Annotated in this window: 15 protein-coding genes; 2 read left to right on the top strand and 13 right to left on the bottom strand. The window is 46.5% G+C overall.

Annotation, left to right across the window (positions count from 1 at the left end; translation table 11 throughout):
• Positions 1-8: 8 nt before the first annotated feature.
• Both AC06L3_RS00285 and AC06L3_RS00280 read right to left on the bottom strand, forming a co-directional pair.
• Positions 9-1,253, bottom strand: a complete 1,245-nt coding sequence (locus AC06L3_RS00285; RefSeq protein WP_475668626.1) for an aminotransferase class V-fold PLP-dependent enzyme — start codon at positions 1,251-1,253, stop codon at positions 9-11.
• Between the two features lie 46 nt (positions 1,254-1,299).
• Positions 1,300-1,836 (bottom strand): hypothetical protein, encoded by a 537-nt coding sequence (locus AC06L3_RS00280; RefSeq protein ID WP_475668625.1) that lies wholly within the window; start codon positions 1,834-1,836, stop codon positions 1,300-1,302.
• A gap of 177 nt (positions 1,837-2,013) precedes the next feature.
• On the opposite strand from AC06L3_RS00280, the gene prfB reads away from it, so the two are divergent.
• Positions 2,014-3,171 carry a peptide chain release factor 2 gene (gene prfB / locus AC06L3_RS00275; protein ID WP_475668624.1) on the top strand — a complete coding sequence of 386 codons (1,158 nt, stop codon included), beginning with the start codon at positions 2,014-2,016 and terminating at the stop codon, positions 3,169-3,171.
• A 55-nt stretch (positions 3,172-3,226) separates the two neighbouring features.
• Complete coding sequence (locus AC06L3_RS00270) at positions 3,227-4,855, top strand: fumarate hydratase (protein WP_475668623.1); 1,629 nt, start codon at positions 3,227-3,229, stop codon at positions 4,853-4,855.
• A gap of 749 nt (positions 4,856-5,604) precedes the next feature.
• Here the strand turns inward: AC06L3_RS00270 and AC06L3_RS00265 are convergent.
• The 11 genes from AC06L3_RS00265 to AC06L3_RS00215 all read right to left on the bottom strand — a co-directional run bounded on the left by AC06L3_RS00265 (position 5,605) and on the right by AC06L3_RS00215 (position 18,846).
• Positions 5,605-7,875 carry a hypothetical protein gene (locus AC06L3_RS00265; protein WP_475668622.1) on the bottom strand — a complete coding sequence of 757 codons (2,271 nt, stop codon included), beginning with the start codon at positions 7,873-7,875 and terminating at the stop codon, positions 5,605-5,607.
• Between the two features lie 155 nt (positions 7,876-8,030).
• A complete protein-coding gene (locus AC06L3_RS00260) occupies positions 8,031-8,291 on the bottom strand; it encodes a hypothetical protein (RefSeq protein WP_475668621.1) in 261 nt (86 codons plus the stop codon).
• Positions 8,292-8,302: 11 nt separating this feature from the next.
• Positions 8,303-8,935 carry an RDD family protein gene (locus AC06L3_RS00255; RefSeq protein WP_475668620.1) on the bottom strand — a complete coding sequence of 211 codons (633 nt, stop codon included), beginning with the start codon at positions 8,933-8,935 and terminating at the stop codon, positions 8,303-8,305.
• Positions 8,936-9,001: 66 nt separating this feature from the next.
• Positions 9,002-9,463, bottom strand: coding sequence for a hypothetical protein (locus AC06L3_RS00250; protein ID WP_475668619.1), 462 nt, complete (start codon positions 9,461-9,463; stop codon positions 9,002-9,004).
• 83 nt (positions 9,464-9,546) lie between these two features.
• The gene (locus AC06L3_RS00245; protein ID WP_475668618.1) at positions 9,547-11,838 is read right to left on the bottom strand and encodes a protein kinase domain-containing protein; all 2,292 of its coding nucleotides are present in this window, start codon (positions 11,836-11,838) and stop codon (positions 9,547-9,549) included.
• Positions 11,839-11,941: 103 nt separating this feature from the next.
• Positions 11,942-13,390 carry an AAA family ATPase gene (locus AC06L3_RS00240; RefSeq protein WP_475668617.1) on the bottom strand — a complete coding sequence of 483 codons (1,449 nt, stop codon included), beginning with the start codon at positions 13,388-13,390 and terminating at the stop codon, positions 11,942-11,944.
• A gap of 153 nt (positions 13,391-13,543) precedes the next feature.
• On the bottom strand, positions 13,544-15,598 hold the full coding sequence (locus tag AC06L3_RS00235) for a protein kinase domain-containing protein (RefSeq protein WP_475668616.1): 2,055 nt from the start codon (positions 15,596-15,598) through the stop codon (positions 13,544-13,546).
• A gap of 37 nt (positions 15,599-15,635) precedes the next feature.
• A complete protein-coding gene (locus AC06L3_RS00230; RefSeq protein ID WP_475668615.1) occupies positions 15,636-16,148 on the bottom strand; it encodes a hypothetical protein in 513 nt (170 codons plus the stop codon).
• 166 nt (positions 16,149-16,314) lie between these two features.
• Entirely contained in the window at positions 16,315-16,830 is a 516-nt protein-coding gene (locus tag AC06L3_RS00225) for a hypothetical protein (protein ID WP_475668614.1), read from the bottom strand.
• A 122-nt stretch (positions 16,831-16,952) separates the two neighbouring features.
• Positions 16,953-17,135 (bottom strand): hypothetical protein, encoded by a 183-nt coding sequence (locus AC06L3_RS00220; RefSeq protein ID WP_475668613.1) that lies wholly within the window; start codon positions 17,133-17,135, stop codon positions 16,953-16,955.
• Between the two features lie 661 nt (positions 17,136-17,796).
• Positions 17,797-18,846: an RtcB family protein gene (locus AC06L3_RS00215; RefSeq protein ID WP_475668642.1), complete on the bottom strand. Its 1,050-nt coding sequence runs from the start codon at positions 18,844-18,846 to the stop codon at positions 17,797-17,799.
• Positions 18,847-18,922: the final 76 nt, after the last annotated feature.

Below are 18,922 nucleotides of genomic sequence, written 5' to 3'. Positions count from 1 at the left end.
GATGGAGCTTATTCTGCGGAAGCCTTGATATCGGCAACCAGAGCGTCAATCTTCTCCTTGGTAACGTGCTGCATTACAACAATGTGAGCCAGGTCGCCACCGAACTGGTCATCGTGGCTGCAAGCAAGGTAGTACTTCTTGATAATCTCCTTTGCAGGAAGTTTCATGAATACGGTATTGCTGTATTCGTTAACCCAGCATGGCCAGCCTATCTTGTCGAGCTCGGCTTTAAGGTATGCTGTGTTCTCAATCATTGCTTCTGCCTGTACGTGCCATACGTCATATCCAACGGTCTTGGTCAGCCACCACAGCTTGAGCGGACTCAAGGCTGAACGTGAGCAGGATATCATGTTCATTTCCTGGTTGAGGTATGGAATGTCAAAATTGCTCTGATGATCGTAAACGTCCTTGGTGGTGAGTATCATTCCTGTAGGTTCATCCATTCCAAAGAACTTGTGACCGCTTATGGCAATTGAATTGTAGCGGAGTTCCTTTGCATCAACCATATATCTGTACTGGGTGAAAGGAAGGTATCCTCCGAACAGCGCAGCGTCAATGTGTCTGTAAACAGGCATCTGAGGATATTTGTCAAGAATCTCGTTCAAGGCTTTCTGATCGTCTATCGCACCCTTGAAAGTTGAGCCCATGGCATAGACCATAAGGCAAGGACGGGTAGGGTCCAGAGCCTTTTCCAATTCTGCAGGAATCATACGGCCCATTGAATCACTCTTGATGAGTCTCAGATCAAGGTTCTGCAGATGCGCAAGTCTCATATTTGAATAATGTGCCTCGTCTGAAACATACAGTATTGGCATCTTGCCTGTGCTGTTCCTCAAATAGTTCACGCCAAAATATATGCCGTGATTGTTTCCGTCGGTTCCGCCGCTGCTCATCATTCCCCAGAAATTGTCCTTGTCAAAACCGAAAAGCGGTCTGAAGAACTCAAGCGCCTCAACCTCGTATTTGTGTGTTGACATCAGTGGGGATTCTGCCCCGAAAGGATTGCCAACATTGTTCATTGCAACCATTTCCAGGTCATTTGCAACGAACCATTTATAGAATTCCTTCAAGGCATTGTCCTGATTTACCGGATAACCAATCTGGTTTGTTCTGTTTGCAACCATCTCCCTGGCCCACTGGTCAAGTTCAGGAAAAGGAGAATTCTTTGCATCCTGTGAGCAGTTGCTGCAAGCGGCGCAGAGAAACAACGCAGCAGATGCAACGAGAGTTAATATTGTTGATTTTTTAGTCATATTAATAATGTTGTTGAAATTCTTTACAAAATTAGTAAATTTTATATCAATTGTTTCGTTCTGATTTCTGTTTGCGAAAAAATCGCAGGTCAAGGGAGAACTCCCATAACAGTATGACCAGCCAGAAGAGCAATACTGTCAGTTCCCATTTTTCGGACACTTTCTGCGAATCATCACCCAGCGAAAGGTAGAGTATGGCAATGCTCATACCTACGTATGTAAGTATGATAAGATTCGCAGTTTCCTCCAGAAGACAAAAGATGCGGAATCTTGTAATTGAATTTCTGTTTTTTCTGTAAATCAGCCATCCGGCGGCCGTGAATACAGCAAGAAGAACGATGCGCTCGAGCTCATAAATCCAGAACATGGATTTGCTTTCAACACCAGCCGGTGCATAATCCCAACCGAAATCGGCTCCTATATACGATGGAATGTAATCGTAGTTGAAATATATCATTGAACTGTCGGCTGCCATTCCAAGACAGGCCAGCACTGAAGCAAGTATGATTCTGATTCTTATTCCCTTGAAGGTCCTTCCGGATAACGCATTGAAAAGTGAGGTTCCTAAGTTCCTAAGAACCATATAAATACTGGAGGGTGAAATCATAATAACCGTGTTTGACCGTTAGTTTGTTGTATTGTCTTTCAAAGTTAGAGTGCATTTGGCAGATATGCAAACTGTTCATTTCCGCAAGCTGTGATTGCATTTGTTAAATGTAAGGATTAACTTTGTGAGTTGGTGTAAAATTAATACCGTGATATGGTTCAACAGGAACAGATAAACGATTGTGCGCAGAGGATAGAGGCTCTGAGAAAGTCTTTGGATGTTGATGGCAAGGCAGTGGAAATAGCTGAGGCTGAGCAGAAAAGCGCAGCTGCAGGCTTTTGGGACAACCCAAAGGAGGCGGAGGCATTCCTGAAAAAGGTATCTGAGAAGAAGTATTGGGTGAACTCTGTGAACAAGCTGGCTTCATCGCTTGAAGACATAAAGTCACTTCGCGAAATGGCCCTGGAATCCATTCAGGCATCTTCTTCAAAACCTTCTTTCACCGGCGATGGTTCCACGAGTCCTGTTGAAACCCCCAGGACTGAGGAGGAGGAACTTCTTGACGATGAATACGCTTCGCTCGCTTCTCTTCTCGAGGCGGTAGAGGCCAAGAGCATGCTCGGCGAGGAAGGCGACAACATGAGCGCCCTGCTCAAGATAAACTCCGGTGCAGGCGGAACCGAGAGCAATGACTGGAGCAGCATGCTTTTCAGAATGTACCTGCGATGGGCGGAGCGAAACGGATACAAGACCACCGTTTACAGCGTGCTGGACGGCGATGAGGCGGGAATCAAGTCCGCTACCATAGCCATTGAGGGAGATTATGCATATGGTTATCTCAAGGCCGAGAACGGTGTTCACCGAATGGTGAGAATCAGTCCGTTCAATGCCCAGGGCAAGCGTCAGACCACATTCTCATCGGTGTTCGTGTATCCTTTGGTTGATGACACCATAGAGATTACCATAAATCCCGCAGACCTTGAGTGGGATACCTTCCGTTCAAGCGGAGCCGGTGGCCAGAACGTGAACAAGGTGGAGACAGGTGTGCGCGTAAGGCATATCCCAACCGGAATAGTGGTTGAGAATACGGAGACACGTTCGCAGCTGGACAACAGGCAGAACGCCTTGAGAATACTCAAATCACATCTTTACGAGCTGGAGCTTGAGAAGAGGCGCGAGAAACAGGCCGAGCTCGAGGGCCAGAAGAAGAGGATAGAGTGGGGGTCCCAGATACGCAGTTACGTGCTCCATCCTTACAAGATGGTCAAGGATCTTCGCACAGGATGTGAGACCTCCGACACCCAGGCCGTCCTTGACGGTGACCTCAACGAGTTCATGCGCCGCTATCTGCTGGAGTTCTGCAAGAAGTGATAAAGGATGAATATACTATCGCAGTAGAATATAAAAAGATATAAAACTAAGAATTATGGATTTCAAGTATCAGACAATGTTTCCTCTTGGAGCCGATACCACAAAGTATCATCTTATCTCCAAGGACTATGTAAAGGAGATTGATTTCAATGGAAAGAAGATGCTTCAGGTTGATCCTGAGGGTATCAGAATGCTCAGCCGTCAGGCTTTCCACGATGTTGCTTTCATGCTCAGACCGGAACACAATGAAATGGTTGCAAAGATTCTGAATGATCCTGAGGCAAGCGCAAACGACAAGGCTGTTGCACTCACATTCCTTCTGAATGCAAACGTGTCTGTAAACGGACAGCTCCCTCTGTGCCAGGATACAGGTACAGCAACCGTCATTGCAAAGAAAGGTCAGATGGTTTACACCGGCGGCGGTGACGAGGAAGCCATCTTCCACGGAGTTTATGACACATATACAACGGACAATCTCCGTTATTCCCAGACTCTTGCCATAGACATGTACAAGGAGAAGAATTCAGGCAACAACCTTCCTGCACAGGTTGACATCTATGCAGTTGACGGTGACGAGTACAAGTTCCTCTTTGTTGCAAAGGGTGGTGGAAGCGCAAACAAGACATACCTCTTCCAGGAGACAAAGGCACTGCTCAATCCTGAGAAACTCGAGAAATTCCTCGTTGAGAAGATGAAGACTCTTGGAACATCGGCCTGCCCTCCATATCATATTGCATTCGTCATTGGCGGTACTTCTGCAGAGTTGAACCTCAAGACAGTGAAGTTGGCGTCTGCAAAATACTACGATGCTCTTCCTACCGACGGCGGTGAGAACGGAAACGCATTCCGTGACCTTGAAATGGAGAGAAAGCTCCTGAAGGCTGCTCACAACATTGGTCTGGGCGCACAGTTCGGCGGCAAGTACATGGCTCATGACATAAGGGTCATACGTCTGCCAAGACACGGTGCTTCATGTCCTGTTGGAATGGGCGTAAGCTGCAGTGCAGATAGAAACATCAAGGGCAAGATTAACCGTGAAGGTCTCTGGCTTGAGACTCTTGATTCAAATCCTGCACGTCTGATTCCTGCACAGTATCTTGGCGCAAAGCACAAACACGGTGTGGAAATCAATCTTAACCGCCCTATGAACGAGGTCCTGGCTGATTTGAGCAAGTATCCGGTTTCAACACAGCTGCTGCTTAACGGAACAATCATTGTTGGCCGTGACATTGCTCACGCAAAGCTCAAGGAGAGAATCGAGAAGGGCGAAGGTCTTCCACAGTATATCAAGGATCATCCAATCTATTATGCAGGTCCTGCAAAGACTCCTGCAGGTATGCCTAGCGGTTCATTCGGACCTACAACAGCAGGCCGTATGGACTCCTATGTGGATCTTTTCCAGGAGAATGGCGGCAGCATGATAATGATTGCAAAGGGTAACCGCAGCCAGCAGGTTACAGACGCCTGCAAGAAGCACGGTGGCTTCTATCTTGGCAGCATAGGCGGTCCTGCAGCAATCCTTGCCAAGGAGAATATCAAGAGTGTGAAGTGTCTTGAGTATCCTGAACTTGGAATGGAGGCTATCTGGGAGATTGAGGTTGAGAATTTCCCTGCATTCATCCTGGTTGATGACAAGGGTAATGATTTCTTCACCCAGATAAAGCCGCTGAATTGCGCTGAGTAATTTTCGTTCACGATAGATGATTGGCCGCCGCACAACTGTGCGGCGGCCAATCTTGGTTCTAAAGCTGAGAACCGAATAACTTTATGCGCCTGGCTGCGGCGGGCAGTTCATCTAGCAACACTATTGTAAACCTAACGGAAGTTACAGGTTAATTGTACAAAATGGCGGAAAACTCATGAGTGATTGTTGCAAATAGTTTCCATCCAACAAAGATACAAATCAGAAGGACTTTTGCACTTTCTTGTCCGAAATCTGAATTTACGATGAAGCTCCTGACGATAAACCAAGTGGTTTCCCATCCCCAGATTTGCATGCTTCCAACCACGGGGGACGGAGCCGTCTCCATCAATGCCGAACTTGCAGTCACGAAGAGCAGGAATAATGTCGAATAGCCAGTCATGGTTAAAACCATCATCGAGATAGTTGGCGTAATGAACAGTACCGTCCGCGAGGACTATCTCCACACTTCCCGGATCGCCCATTGCACCGCTGAATGCGTATGAAAAGGCTACTATGTCCAGGTCTTTGAAGTCCTGGTGATTTGAAATTGTGATATGCATAATTTATTTTGTAAGTTCTACAAATCGCATCTTTATGGCTCTATCAGCGGAATAATGTCAGGGTCGGGCAAATGATCCAACACGAAATCTTGGTTCAGACATAGCCAGAGTAACATTCCTGCGAATGCCAAAACCCAAAGAATAAAGTAGAAAGCTGTTTTATATCTTGTTTTTCTCATAACACTAATATTACACATCCATCAGACTCTCGATATTATCTGGATTCTGAGCCCATTCACGTGTATATACCTCATCCGCATCTTCAGGTTTATCCACTACCTTCGCACCCTGGGCGGAAGCTTTCAATCTGAGAAGGTCCCCGATAGTAAACTTGTCCTTCAAATGATCGGCAAGAGCGATAACCGCTTCAGCATCACAAGTCTCTACGGTCTGGCCATTGAAAGGCATTTCCAGCCATATTATTTCTTTTGCATACACATCGAAAACTCCGCATACGAGCCCTTTGGCGGCAGTACTGCCAACATTGATGAGTTGCTGTACACAGGAAGGATCGTAAGCAACACCTGTCTCATCCGAAACTGACATATCTTCCGCGGAATCCATCCACCCGAAAACCATTTCCGGAGACAGAGAACCATTTGTATAGGAGTTGCAGGTGAAGATGACGTATTGTATTTCCTGCAATTCAAGGGGCAGAATATTAATTTCAATATATTCTGCGGCTCCTACAGTATTTGGAATCCATTGGACATCCCCGGAATGTGTAACACCGGGAGCATAAAGGTTGTAGTAGGCGCATTCTTCTCTTCTGCCATCCGCATACACCAAGATACAGCTCAGGTCCATATCCAGATGCTGAGCGGGAAGTCCCTGTCCCCAATGGATGAACAGCCTGATATCGTCTCCTTCCACAGGGAATACCGTTCCTTGAGGCACGGAAGACAACTCCTGAACAGAATCCGCCCGGTCTCCCACTTTTACCGGTATGGAATCCAAAGCAGCATCAATGAATACGGCTTTAAGACCTGAAGGCAATGCCGCATATCGCTTTGTCATTGCTTTGGTGAACATCTCCTTTATTGAATCGGTCAAGCGTGCCCTTTCTTCGCCAACCATACTTGTGATATACTGATTAGGAGGCAAAACGTGTCTTTTCCCCGTTACTGTCGGAACTATTCTCTTCTTCATCGGAAAGAAATAGTAAGGAGCGGAATTTCTCAGGGAAAAAAGAAGCCTTGCGGGCAGTTTGTCCGATATGCGCACGAACTCTTCCAGAACGGTATCCGGATTAAGGCGGAGCATAGTGGAATACAAACTTCTTGCGAACACTCCCGGGCGCTGTGCCAGTAGCGACAATGCCGTTCCGCTATCCTCTTCTGCCATTGCCTTGTCCAATCTGCCCTGCCAGACAGGATAGTCCTGTTTGTAGAAATGATCGAGAATTTCCGCCAGTTTCCCGAACCCTGCCTTGCGGGAATACTCTCCCAACCTTAATGAATGTATCATATGTACCCAGATTTCCCTCTTGGGATTCATATTCTCGCAGGCCTGCATTGGAGTCAGCGCCACATTGTTCAGCCAGGTGGCAACGGCTCTACAGGTGTCCCGGTTATATTTCAGTTTCAAGGAATTCTTTTTCTTCCTCATCGCCGAACGACTCTCATCACTCAAATACAACATATTCCTGTTCAGGAGTCCTTCCATACGAATAATCTCTTTCGGACTGATAATCCTGACAAAGCCGGTTTTCTCAAACCAGAGGAAACGAAGGATGTCGGCAGGTGTCTTGAAATATTTTGCCCCGAATGCGATTTTTCGTTCCCCTTCAAGATTACTGATTGCGTTCATCAGATTCTCCTTCACAGGTATTTCGAAATCTTCAGGCACGTCAAACACCTTCAAAAGTTGTGCACAGCTATACCTTTCTGTCCCTTCGAGAGGGACTGAGGATCCCAACAGCGACAGGAAGATTCCCTTCATATCTTCCTCAGTAAACAGTGAAAGTTCCTTGTTCTTTGTTGATTTTCCGTAATAAATGAAGCCTCCTGTTCTGAACATCTTGCCGCAGAAAGGGCATCCGTTGTATCTTTCCATAGGAAAGGTCCCCTTAGGAATCTTATGACCGCAAGGGAGGACGCAGTCATACTTGAGTTCGTATCCTCTCACATTGGCGATGCCTGTGATGATGTGGTCAATCCAGGTTGTTCCGGTTGGGGCGGTCCAACCTTTTATCATAGGCATCCAGTTGAGTTTAGTTCCCATCACTGCGTTGAAAGTGTCGGTGACGTTCTGCAAGGTCTCTTCACCAACCAGGCTCAAGGCCCTCAACGCCTCTTCGCTGAGGCAGAATCCACGGTCCTTGAGAAGTATCGCGAACGTGGCGGCAGCGGGGGTGGCCTCCATCGACATATCAAGATTCTTTCTATCAATGTTGAGGAATATTCCACCATAGCGGAGTGACTCGCGCAAAAGGATCTGTTCTTTTTCTGAATTTGTCATAATATATTGTTGCCAATCTCGTTTAAAAGAAGGCAATCGGGCGGCTGAACCGGAATATTTCTATAAGCGAAAAAGATGTCGAAGTAAGCCGCCCTTGGGCCTTTCTGAATGCAAAGGTATATACCATGTGCGCAATGTATCTGCGTTGTATTGGCTTACTGAAGAAATCTTTCAAAATCTTTTAATCCTTCCAAAAATTTAATTGCCTTAGCACATCCATTATCAGCAGCTTTGCACATCCAATTTACCACTTCATCTTCTCCTGATACCCCATTTCCTTTAAAATAACAAATACCCAAGTTATATTGTGCATCCGCATCATATTGCTTTGCTAATTCGTCTAACGCATCATCACGAGAAATAGACAAGGAGTTGATTGAAAATAAGGATTTAAATAACCGTAGTATTCGTTTCATTGCAATAGTTTTTAATTTTTCGATTTTCTCATGTCTTCCTCAACTGCTTTCAAGTTTACTACATATGTTTCTGACAGACCATCATGCCAATTGCCACTGAACCCACCATCCTTTTTCCAACATTCACTGCCAAGAAATGATAATGCTTCAAAAGGGATAAGCCTGCAAATGGTACGTAGTGCTATCCTTCCCTTAGTAGGTTTATTCCCATTGGCATCAACGACCTTCATACCAAGAATCATCTTGCCTATGGTCTTCCCGTACTTTGTCTCCAAAATGAAGTAATAAAGGAATATTACGATAAAGCTAAGGAGATATGATGAAAAATTTTCGGTTACATTAATGTCAAATGAAGCAAGTACATTTTGGGCAACGAAACATAAAATCAGTATCGAGAAATAATCGATCAGATATTCCAGAAAACGTTTATCATAGGCATAGTACTTCTCTGCGAAACAGCTGGGAGCAGACATCATCTTAGGTTGAGCTTCCTTATAGCTGATTCCTCGTTCAGTGAGTATATCCTTAGCCGCAGAAAGAGCTTCCGGTGTATAGTCTGAAGCATTCTTCTCTACAATCTCAAGTAATTCTCCGTCTGTCTTCTCATTCATTACTTGAATGAAATCTTCTTTACTTCTTTTCATATTGTGTTTGATTTTTTATACTTCGTTAAAATCCAAAAAATTTTCTTCGGGCAATAGTGATCCTATTCAACCAATCCGATCCTTTTGTCTCCAAGGCAGTTTGAAGATGTTCTTACAATAATCCTTGAAAGAAATCCGAGGCGACTTGCCTAATAAATTTACAATCGGGACAATAGTAAGGATAGCCACCCATCCGGTCCAGGTAAGCCTATATGCCCCATTAAGGAACGCGGTTAGTTTGGGCCCAAATATAACGACCACTAAACCGAAGACAATCAATGCGATGTCGGCCGGAACAACTTTCTTTTTGACTGTCGGCAAGCACAAAGGCAAAAGCAGGAAGCCGTAGAAAATCTTAAACAGATAACGGAGCTCCAGCCATAATACAGATGATGTGGTATCGAATCTTCCCAGAACTCTTCCTGATAGCAGCCAGAAATTGACTCTGAAAAAATCCACCGTCTGCCATACAAGAAACAATAACACCAGGGCAAAAACGCCATAGGATTTCAATGTGTTGTAATTCATATCTTCGTTAATTTATTAATATTGGACTTGTGTACTTCAAAAAAAATCCTCCCCGCTGTTCTTGCCCGTGGGAAGGACAAATCCTAACGGAACACAGGCCGGACGGGCTGCCCGAATGCGCGGTAGCTGGCGTATTGGCCATAGTCGTTTGAGGTGAAATAGAGATCAATCGCATAGTCGGAGTCGCCCGTCCAAATCGAATTGTACCAATAGTATCCACTCTTTCCCACATTGTCAAGACTCGTATTATGTCGATACCCTGCAGCGGGAAGAAATATGCTGTTGCCGTTAGATTTGCTCACCACCTTGTATCCATTCTTGCCGTTCATTGTGGTCCAGGTCCAGGTGCAGTTGTTCATCAGTTCATGAAACTCGTTTATGGTTGGTATGCGCCATCTGCCGCCCCAGTTCGAGCGGGCGGCATCGTCATTCAGTTCAAGGCAAGTTTTGTTGTCTCTGGTGCCGGTTGACTCCAGATTGTACTTGGAGAAACTGTCTCCCGTGCTGTCGTAGTATTTCAAGTTTGCCCACGTGTATTCGCTCTTGGGACTGGTCTCGCCCCAGGCGAAGTAACTGCCGTAGCCTTCGGGGCTGGTAGCGCCTACGTTGCAGGTAGCCCATTTGACGCTCAAACCGAGGTCAACCCACTCGTGTCCGGCGTGGGTGCCGGTACCGGAAGTTTTCACGGTTACAGCGCAAGTCTCTATCTTGCCTTGACAGGTGGCGATGATGGTGGCGCTGCCTGCCTTAACGGCAGTAACATTGCCGTCGGTGCTGACCTTCGCTACGCTTGTGTTTGACGATTTCCACGTCGTGGTCTTGTCTGTGGCATTGTTCGGGCTGTATTTGACGGTCAATGCGGAGCTGCTCCCCTCTTCCAGTTCAAGGGTGGTCTCACTCAATGCGATAGATTGTAACTCTATGACAGCTGGAACTTCCGGCTGGACTTCTTTAGCCTTCACGGTTACATTGCAGTATGCATCCTTGCCACTGCAGGTGGCGATGATGGTGGCGCTGCCTGCCTTAACGGCAGTAACATTGCCGTTGGTGCTGACTTTGGCAACATTTGAGTTTGATGATTTCCAGGTTGTGGTCTTGTCTGTGGTGTTGTTTGGGTTATATTTGACGGTCAATGTAGTGCTGCTCCCCTCCTCCAATTCAAGAGTGGTCTTGATCAAGCTTATCGACTTCAGTTCTATGATAGCGGGAGTTTCCGGTTTGATGGAAGACTCGGGGTTTTCCGGAACTGCTTCAGCCACCACGGCGGTGCTGTCCGTCTGTGGATTGTCTGTTGCGGAAGAACTGCCGGGACGGTTAATCAGAACTACAGCTAACACTGCCACGGTAATACCGACAAAGACTCCGTACAGCCATTTCGGAAAACCTTTCCACTTCTGCTCTTCAGATTTTTTAGGTTTGGCCGACTTCCGAGCCAAGGATTCAGCCTTTTCCGGTTTCGGTTCCTTTGCTACCGGTGCTGGTATGACGGTTTCTTCGGCATCGGCAATAGGGGCATCCAAAAGTTTGAGAAACTCCGCCACACTCTGGGGCCTGTCCTTTCTTCTGGGCTGCATCGACTTTTCGATGGTGCGCATAACAATCGGGTTTACTCCATCAATGATAGGAAGACCATCTTCGTAGATTATTGAAGCCTCCGGAGGGTTGCCGCCCGTCAAAAGCGCAAACAGCGTCGCTCCCAGAGAGTATATGTCCGTCGCAGGCGTGAACGATTTGATGTCCGAGCCCTGCTGATATTGCTCCAGCGGGGCATAGCCCTTGCTGATACCGACAGGCGTGCTGCTCGTCTGAACCCCGGCTTCGTCATAATGCTTCGAGATGCCGAAGTCGATGAGTTTGGCGCTGCCGTTCTTGCCAAGAAGAACGTTCGAGGGTTTTATGTCGAAATGAAGTATGTTCTGGGAATGAAGGTAATCCAATGCTGAAGCAATTTGGCGGATGAATCCAATAGCCTCCTTCTCCGGCATTGCGCCTTTGTCCTTTATCTTTCTGTCCAATGAACCACTGCCCAGAAACTCCATCACATAGTACGCCGTGCCGTTCTCCTCGAACACATCGAATATCTTTACGATGTGCTCATGGTCCAACCCGGCAATCATCCTCGCCTCGCGGATGAACTTGTCCTTGAACTTTGAGACCAGCTCCCGATTGCTGGCCGTAGGCACAGTCACGTGAGATGTGTTTTCATCCCGTTCGCAACTGTCCTTCATAAAAAATTCCTTAACGGCCACCCTGCGCCCAAGGCCCAACTGTTCCGCCTCGTACGTTATCCCGAATCCACCCTGACCGAGAGAGTGCTCGATGCGATACTCACCATTTTTGAGAAGGCTACCGCTCTGTAATTCTGAACCTGACATATACCTTTATTGAAAATTCTATGAGCAAATTTAATCAACGCACTGTTAAACAACAATATCCACATCGAAAAAAATGACGAAACCACTGAATTGTATGACGAAATCAAGAACCCGTTTTGATACGTATTCGTTCAAACAGATCTTCTGCTGTCAACTGGCTGTGCACGAATGATGAATGCGAGTTGCGCTTCACTCCGTCAGGGGTGATGAATGTATCAAGCAGTCCGTTAGTTATGCCGGTTACGGAAGAGAATGTCATACGTCTTGTACGCAGGCGTTCCTCGTAATCCTTGGTTATCTCGTATGGCGACTCTGAGAACTTCATCTCTACAAGATGAGTAAGCCTGTCGGCACGTTTGATGACCAAATCGACCTGTGCGCCCTTGCGTTCATCACCCTGCTGAGGGATGAATCTCCAGGCAGAGCACTCCGTCGCCATCCCGCTTATGCCGAGCCCCTGCTTTATGTGCGGCAGATGGATAAGACAGACCTGTTCAAAACTGTATCCCTGCCAAGAGACGACATCGCGGTCACGGTAATGATGAGACCAATAGCGCTCGTCGCGTGTATTATTGCCGGACACATATCGGAAATAAAAAAGCAGGAACATATCGGAAAGACGGTAAATCATACCCCTCTCCTTGTTTCCCAACTGCGCATATTTGCATATGAAGTCACAGTCAACCAGATTTTCCAGGATATCCGTCAGCCCTCCGCCACCACCGACCTTGTCTTCTATCTCCTGACGGGTAAAGCCCTCACGTCGTGTACTCAGCAATTTGACAATCCTTACGTACTTATCCGACTTATTGAACAGAGCGGGAAACAGTTCTTCAAACTCATCCTCAAGTTCTCCGTTTCGGCGGAACACCAGTTCATCGATGTTCTCTGGCAAACTAAGTTGTGGTTTGAGCAGGCTGAGGTAATACGGTATACCGCCCAGCAACATATAGCACTGGATTACCGTATAGTCATCCCAGTCGATACCACGGTATCTGAGATAATCGCGTACCTCGTTGAGATAGAAGGGGCGCAAATGCAACCTGTGTGTGATGCGGCGATGCAGCCCTCCGCGGTTTTTTTCAAATTTCCTGCGCATCCAGTTAGTTGCGCTGCCACACGCTATCAGGACGATGTCGTCTCGATTGGTCACCCAGGTGTTCCAGAAATCATCCAATTCGCTGATGAGTTCGTTGCCATAACGGTCCATCCAAGGTATTTCATCAAGAAATATGATTTTCCGTTCATCATTACTGTTCTCCAGATACTGCTCCAGTTCACGGAACGCATCCTTCCACGTTGTTATTTCTGGAATGGTCCGATTTCCGGAGCAACGCACCAGTTCCTCACGGAATGCTTCCAGCTGTTCCGCTTTCTTCTTTCGATATCTCCCGACGAAATGGAACGTATAAACATCCTGAAAATAGCTCCGCACAAGAAATGTCTTTCCCACACGTCTTCTGCCTTTCAGAAGTATCAGTTCCGAACTCTTGGAATGTACAGCCTCATCAAGTTCCTCCCATTCGCATTCTCTTGCAATTAATTTATCCATAACCTGAATAATTTACAACATTAACGATGTTTTACACATAATGTTTCATCCTTAAATACTATATAATCGAAACTTACGGATAAAACTTTAATACAAAGATATAAAATTTGTTTTTGTCCGGCAAAATTTGGGGAATTGATGGGTGGACAAATCCTAACGGAACACAGGCCGGACGGAAAGCCCGTAACTGCGGCGGTCGCCCGAGTTGAAAAGGCCTAAGGTGAAGTAGAGGCTATACGCGGCGTGGGAGCTACTCTCGATAAGCGAACTAGACCAGTAATCGCCACTACTCTCAGCTCTGTCGAGATCCGAATCGTAGCGCCACCCGGCGGCCGGGAGAAAAATGAAGTTACCATTCGACTTGCTCACTACCTTGTATCCGTTCTTGCCGTTCATTGTGGTCCAAGTCCAGGTGCAATTGTTTTTGAGTTCCTTAAATTCGGCATCTGTGGGCATTCTCCAGCTTCCGCCCCAATTGGCTCTTGCAGCGTCGTCGCTCAAGTCAAGTTTTGTCTTGTTGTCTTTGGTGCCGTTTTTGGTCTGGTTGTACTTGGAGAAGCTGTCGCCTGTACTGTCGTTGCAGTACTTCAGGTTTGCCCACGTGTATTCGCTCTTCGGGCTGGTCTCGCCCCATGCGAAGTAACTGCCGTAGCCTTCGGGGCTGCTGGCGCCTACATTACAGGTAGCCCATTTGACGCTAAGGCCGAGGTCAACCCACTGGTGACCGTTATGGGTGCCGGTAGTTGCAAGTGCGGATTGAGCAGTTTGGGTTACTATCTGCTCCGGCTTTGACGGCTGGACTTCCTTTGCCTTTACAGTGACGTTGCAATAGGCGTCCTTGTCTCCACATTTGGCAACGATGGCGGCTGAACCGGCCTTTAGCGCAGTTACCTTACCGTTTGTGCTGACTTTGACCACACTTGCGTCAGTAGATTTCCACGTCGTGGTTTTGTCAGTCGCATTGTTCGGATTGTATTTGGCAGTCAGGGTTGCGGTGCTCCCCTCCTCCAATTCGAGGGCTGTCTTGTTGAGACTTATTGATTTCAACTCTACGACAGCGGGAGTTTCCGGTTTGGCTTCAGACACTACGGCAGTGCTGTCGGCCAGCAGATTGTCTGTTGCAGAAGGGCTGTCCGGCCTGTTAATCAGTACTGCAGCCAGCACAGCCACGAGAACTCCAGCAATCAATCCGTACAGCCATTTCGGAAAACCTTTCGACTTTTTCTCTTCAGATTTTCGAGATTTGGCTGATTTCTGGACTAAGGCTTCTGCCTTTTCCGGGTTCGGTTCCTTGGCTGTTGAAGCAGGCACAACGGTCTGCTCGTCATCGTCTTCTTCTGCCGTACCATCCAGCAGGGCAAGAAACTCCGCTACGCTCTGGGGTCTGTCCTTTCTTCTGGGCTGCATCGACTTTTCGATGGTGCGCATAACAATCGGGTTTACTCCATCAATGATAGGAAGACCATCTTCGTAGATTATTGAAGCCTCCGGAGGATTACCGCCCGTCAAAAGAGCAAATAGCGTCGCTCCCAGAGAGTATATGTCCGTCGCGGGTGTGAAAGACTTGATGTCCGAGCCCTGCTGGTACTGCTCCAGTGGGGCGTAACCCTTGCTGATACCCACAGGCGTGCTGCTCGTCTGCACGCCTGCCTCATCATAATGTTTAGAGATGCCGAAGTCGATGAGCTTGGCGCTGCCGTTCTTGCCAAGAAGAACATTCGAGGGCTTTATGTCGAAATGAAGTATGTTCTGGGAATGAAGGTATTCCAATGCCGAAGCAATCTGACGGATGAAATCCAACGCCATAGACTCAGGCATTGCACCTTTGTCCTTTATCTGCCTATCCAAGGAGCCGCCGCCCAGATATTCCATCACATAGTATGCAGTACCGTTCTCCTCGAACACGTCGAATATCTTCACTATGTGCTCGTGGTCAAGACCAGCTATCATCCTCGCCTCGCGGATGAACTTGTCCTTGAACCTTAAAACAAGTTCCTTGCTGCCGACAGATGGAACGCTTACGTGAGAAGTGGTCTCGTCGCGATTGCAGTGTTCCTTCATGAAGAACTCCTTCACTGCCACACGGCGATTAAGGCTAGTCTGTTCTGCTTCGTAAGTGATCCCAAAGCCCCCTTGACCCAGGACACCGGTTATTTTGTATTTGCCTCCCTGAAGAAGGCTGCCGGAATTTAATACATTATCTATCATACATTTACACTAACTTAAAGGCTCAATTTCTTATGATTTAATGAAGCATTGCTATCTCCCTGAAAATATCCTTGATATGTTCTTTCCTGTCCTCATCCCCTGAGAACAAGGCACACTCTATTTTTTCATCAATGTTTTCCCGATTCAACAGATTTGAAAAAGAGATTGATAGATATTCACGCAGATCAGCATCTCTGCTTTGAGATACTGATTGATACAAATCCTTACAAGAATTCGAAACATACACAATATCCTCAAAATCACTTGCTCCCCTATAATCTTTTCCGCCACGGGAAAACAATGCCTCCAATTTAGTTGCAATGTAGTATCCGACAGGGAGCAGGTAGATTGTCCTGCCTGCAGCAATTTCATAAGCCTTCCTGAATGAAAACCCCGGCTTATACCAACGATTGCTCTCGCCTATTGCCGTGCTCTCGACAGGCATTATGTCAACAATATTGTTTTCCCCGAAAATAAATCTGCACAACGGAGCACCCTCCCGTGTATCATTATGAAATTTCAAAGATGACAATTCATCGCAGAAACTCATATATGATGAATATGTTGACAGATTCACTATGCAATCCACATCATCTGTAGGGCGCGGTTCTGCAGATGCAGTCTCATCGCAGTAAAACTCCGACACACTGCCTCCGACAAACACGACCTTGTCGCACAATCCTCTCAACGCATCGGCAATGAGAAGAACTCTTTCTTTATTTGTTCTGGACATAACTGGAAATGAATTTATCCAACTCCTTTATAGCTATATCTCTCTCCCGAGCGCGCCCTATCCTTAACGTATCTACAATGGACAAAAGCGAATACAATTCATTATCCAACTTTGCAGATTGCGATACCGTATGGAAAAGGGGCGTAATTGACTGTCCCCTCTGCGTCCCGTCCTTGTCCTTCCATACAAAGGATTCGCTACCAGTCACTATTGTTTCCGAAAATAACGGCGATGAAACCGCAGTCGGGACTCCACGCACAACAGGACCTGGATTCACCGGAAAGCAATATCTGACTCCATAAATCAAGAATTCTCTCAGCGACAATACATTAACTCTCGTTTTTGTATCATCCACCAGATGTGCGCTTCGATTTCGCTCCATCACTTCCGACACTTCCGACTGACTGATGCCCAATGACTCCGACAGTTCCCTGCCATTCATCATCCGCCCGGATGAAGTCATCTTCTTAAGCAGAACAACCACATCTTGAGGGCGCATAATTATTTGTTTTTCAATCATATTCAACTAAAATTTGCAATTCGCAAATTGCAAATATACACATTGGGGACAAAACTATCAACAATCCGTACACTTTTATCAACCTGCAAATGGGACAATTATTACGGGCAGACTGCAAAACCAAAACCTATCTTATATTCAACAGCAGCATCTAATATTTGTTCTGCAGTATATTTCCAAGAACCATCATCTTTTTTAGAAATAATTGCTTCTTTCCAATCAAAAGCAAAAAGTACACTTTGCACTAAACAAAGCATCATTACTACCAATAACAACTTTTTCATATTACACTCCTTTTTTTTATTTATAGATCTTCCTTGACTTTTTCGTTTGTTTCCTTTCTTTCAACGATTGAAATTCCGGTTTTCTCCCAAATCTAGTCATTAATTTCCAATGACTTAACGTTGATTCTTCATTTTTGCCAAATTTGTGGAGGAATCACATTTTCCCCATATCGGTCCTTTTGTCCTTTCGGTTCAACGGCAGTTTGAAGATGTTCTTGCAATAATCCTTGAAAGAAATCCGAGGCGACTTGCCTAATAGATTTACAATCGGGACTATAGTAAGAAGAGCCACCCATGCGGCACACGTAAGCCTGTGCGTCCCATTAAGGAACGCAGTCAGTTTGGGACCGAATATAACAACCGCCAAAGCGAAGACAATCAATGCTATGTCGACTGGAACAACTTTCCTTTTGACTGTCGGCAAGCACAAAGGCAAAAGCAGGAAACCGTAGAAAATCTTTAATAAATAACGGAGTTCCAGCCATAATACAGACGATATGGTATCGAATCTTCCCAGAGGTCGTCCTGATAGTAACCAGAAATTGACTCTGAAAAAATCCACCGTCTGCCATACGAGGAACAAGAGCACCAGGGCAAAAACGCCATAGGATTTCAATTTGTTGTAATTCATATCTTCTTTAATTTATTAATGTTGGAATTGTTAGGCTCCCTTTATGACCGCAATCGGTTCCAGCGGAGTCACGATTGAGGTGAGGTCTGATTGACTGGCCATAACCTCGTCGATGTCCTTGTATGCCGAAGCCGCTTCCTCCAAGTCTCTCCTGTTTTCCATAGAATGGATGATTCCCTTTGCATCCATTCGTGCCCGCTCAGCGTCGAGGTCGAGCGTACGTACGGCTTCCGACCTGGACATAGCCCTTCCGGCTCCGTGCGAGCAGGACATAAATGATTCGGGATTGCCAAGGCCCTTGGTAATATATGATTTCGTTCCTTGGGATCCCGGGATGATGCCTTGTTCACCCCGGCGGGCACGGGTGGCTCCCTTACGGTGAACAATCACATTCTTTCCGAAATGGTTTTCCCACGCCGCATAGTTGTGCGCGATGTTTATCATAGGTTCAAATTCTGCATCCGGCACAAAGTCCTTGATGACTTCGCAGATTCGGTTCATCATTAGCGAACGATTGGCGTAGGCGAACTGTATGCAATATTCCATCTCTGCCCAGTATTGCTTGAATTCATCTGTGCCGATAGGAAGGAAGGCAAGTTTTGCTTCCGGATCCACCTTCGAGAACCACGTTTTGTTCATCTTCTGAGCAACGGAGTTGTAGTATTCCCCGACCTGAAACCCGAGATTCCTGGAGCCCGAGTGAATCATAACCCACAGCCATCCCTCGTTATCCTTCTGCAGCTCGATGAAGTGATTGCCACCTCCAAGGGTTCCCAACTGAACAAGGGCGGAGTTGTACTGCTGCGACACCACTTTCAGGGAGTCAAGATCAAAGCCCTGAGGCATAAGTAATTTATCCTGCTCTGTGCTCTGATGGCACATCCCTACAGGGATGCGCTCCCGGATTGCAAGTACGCCTCCGATAGTCATTCCGGATCCCCCATGGACGTCTGGCATAAATGCCAGGTGATGGAAGACGAAAGGCAGCGAGGCGATGTTCATAATCTGCTCGAATGCCGTTGGTTCAACGCTCCTCGCCCAAATCTTTACAATAGTATCGTTAATCTTGAGTTCTTGCATAATAACTATCAAATAATCTCGCTCTATTTCACCCGGTGACTGATTTTTGAGGGCTATTTTGACTGATTTCAACTGA

The organism is Candidatus Egerieousia sp. (genome assembly GCF_056211015.1).
This window is presented reverse-complemented; position numbering and strand designations above follow the sequence as displayed.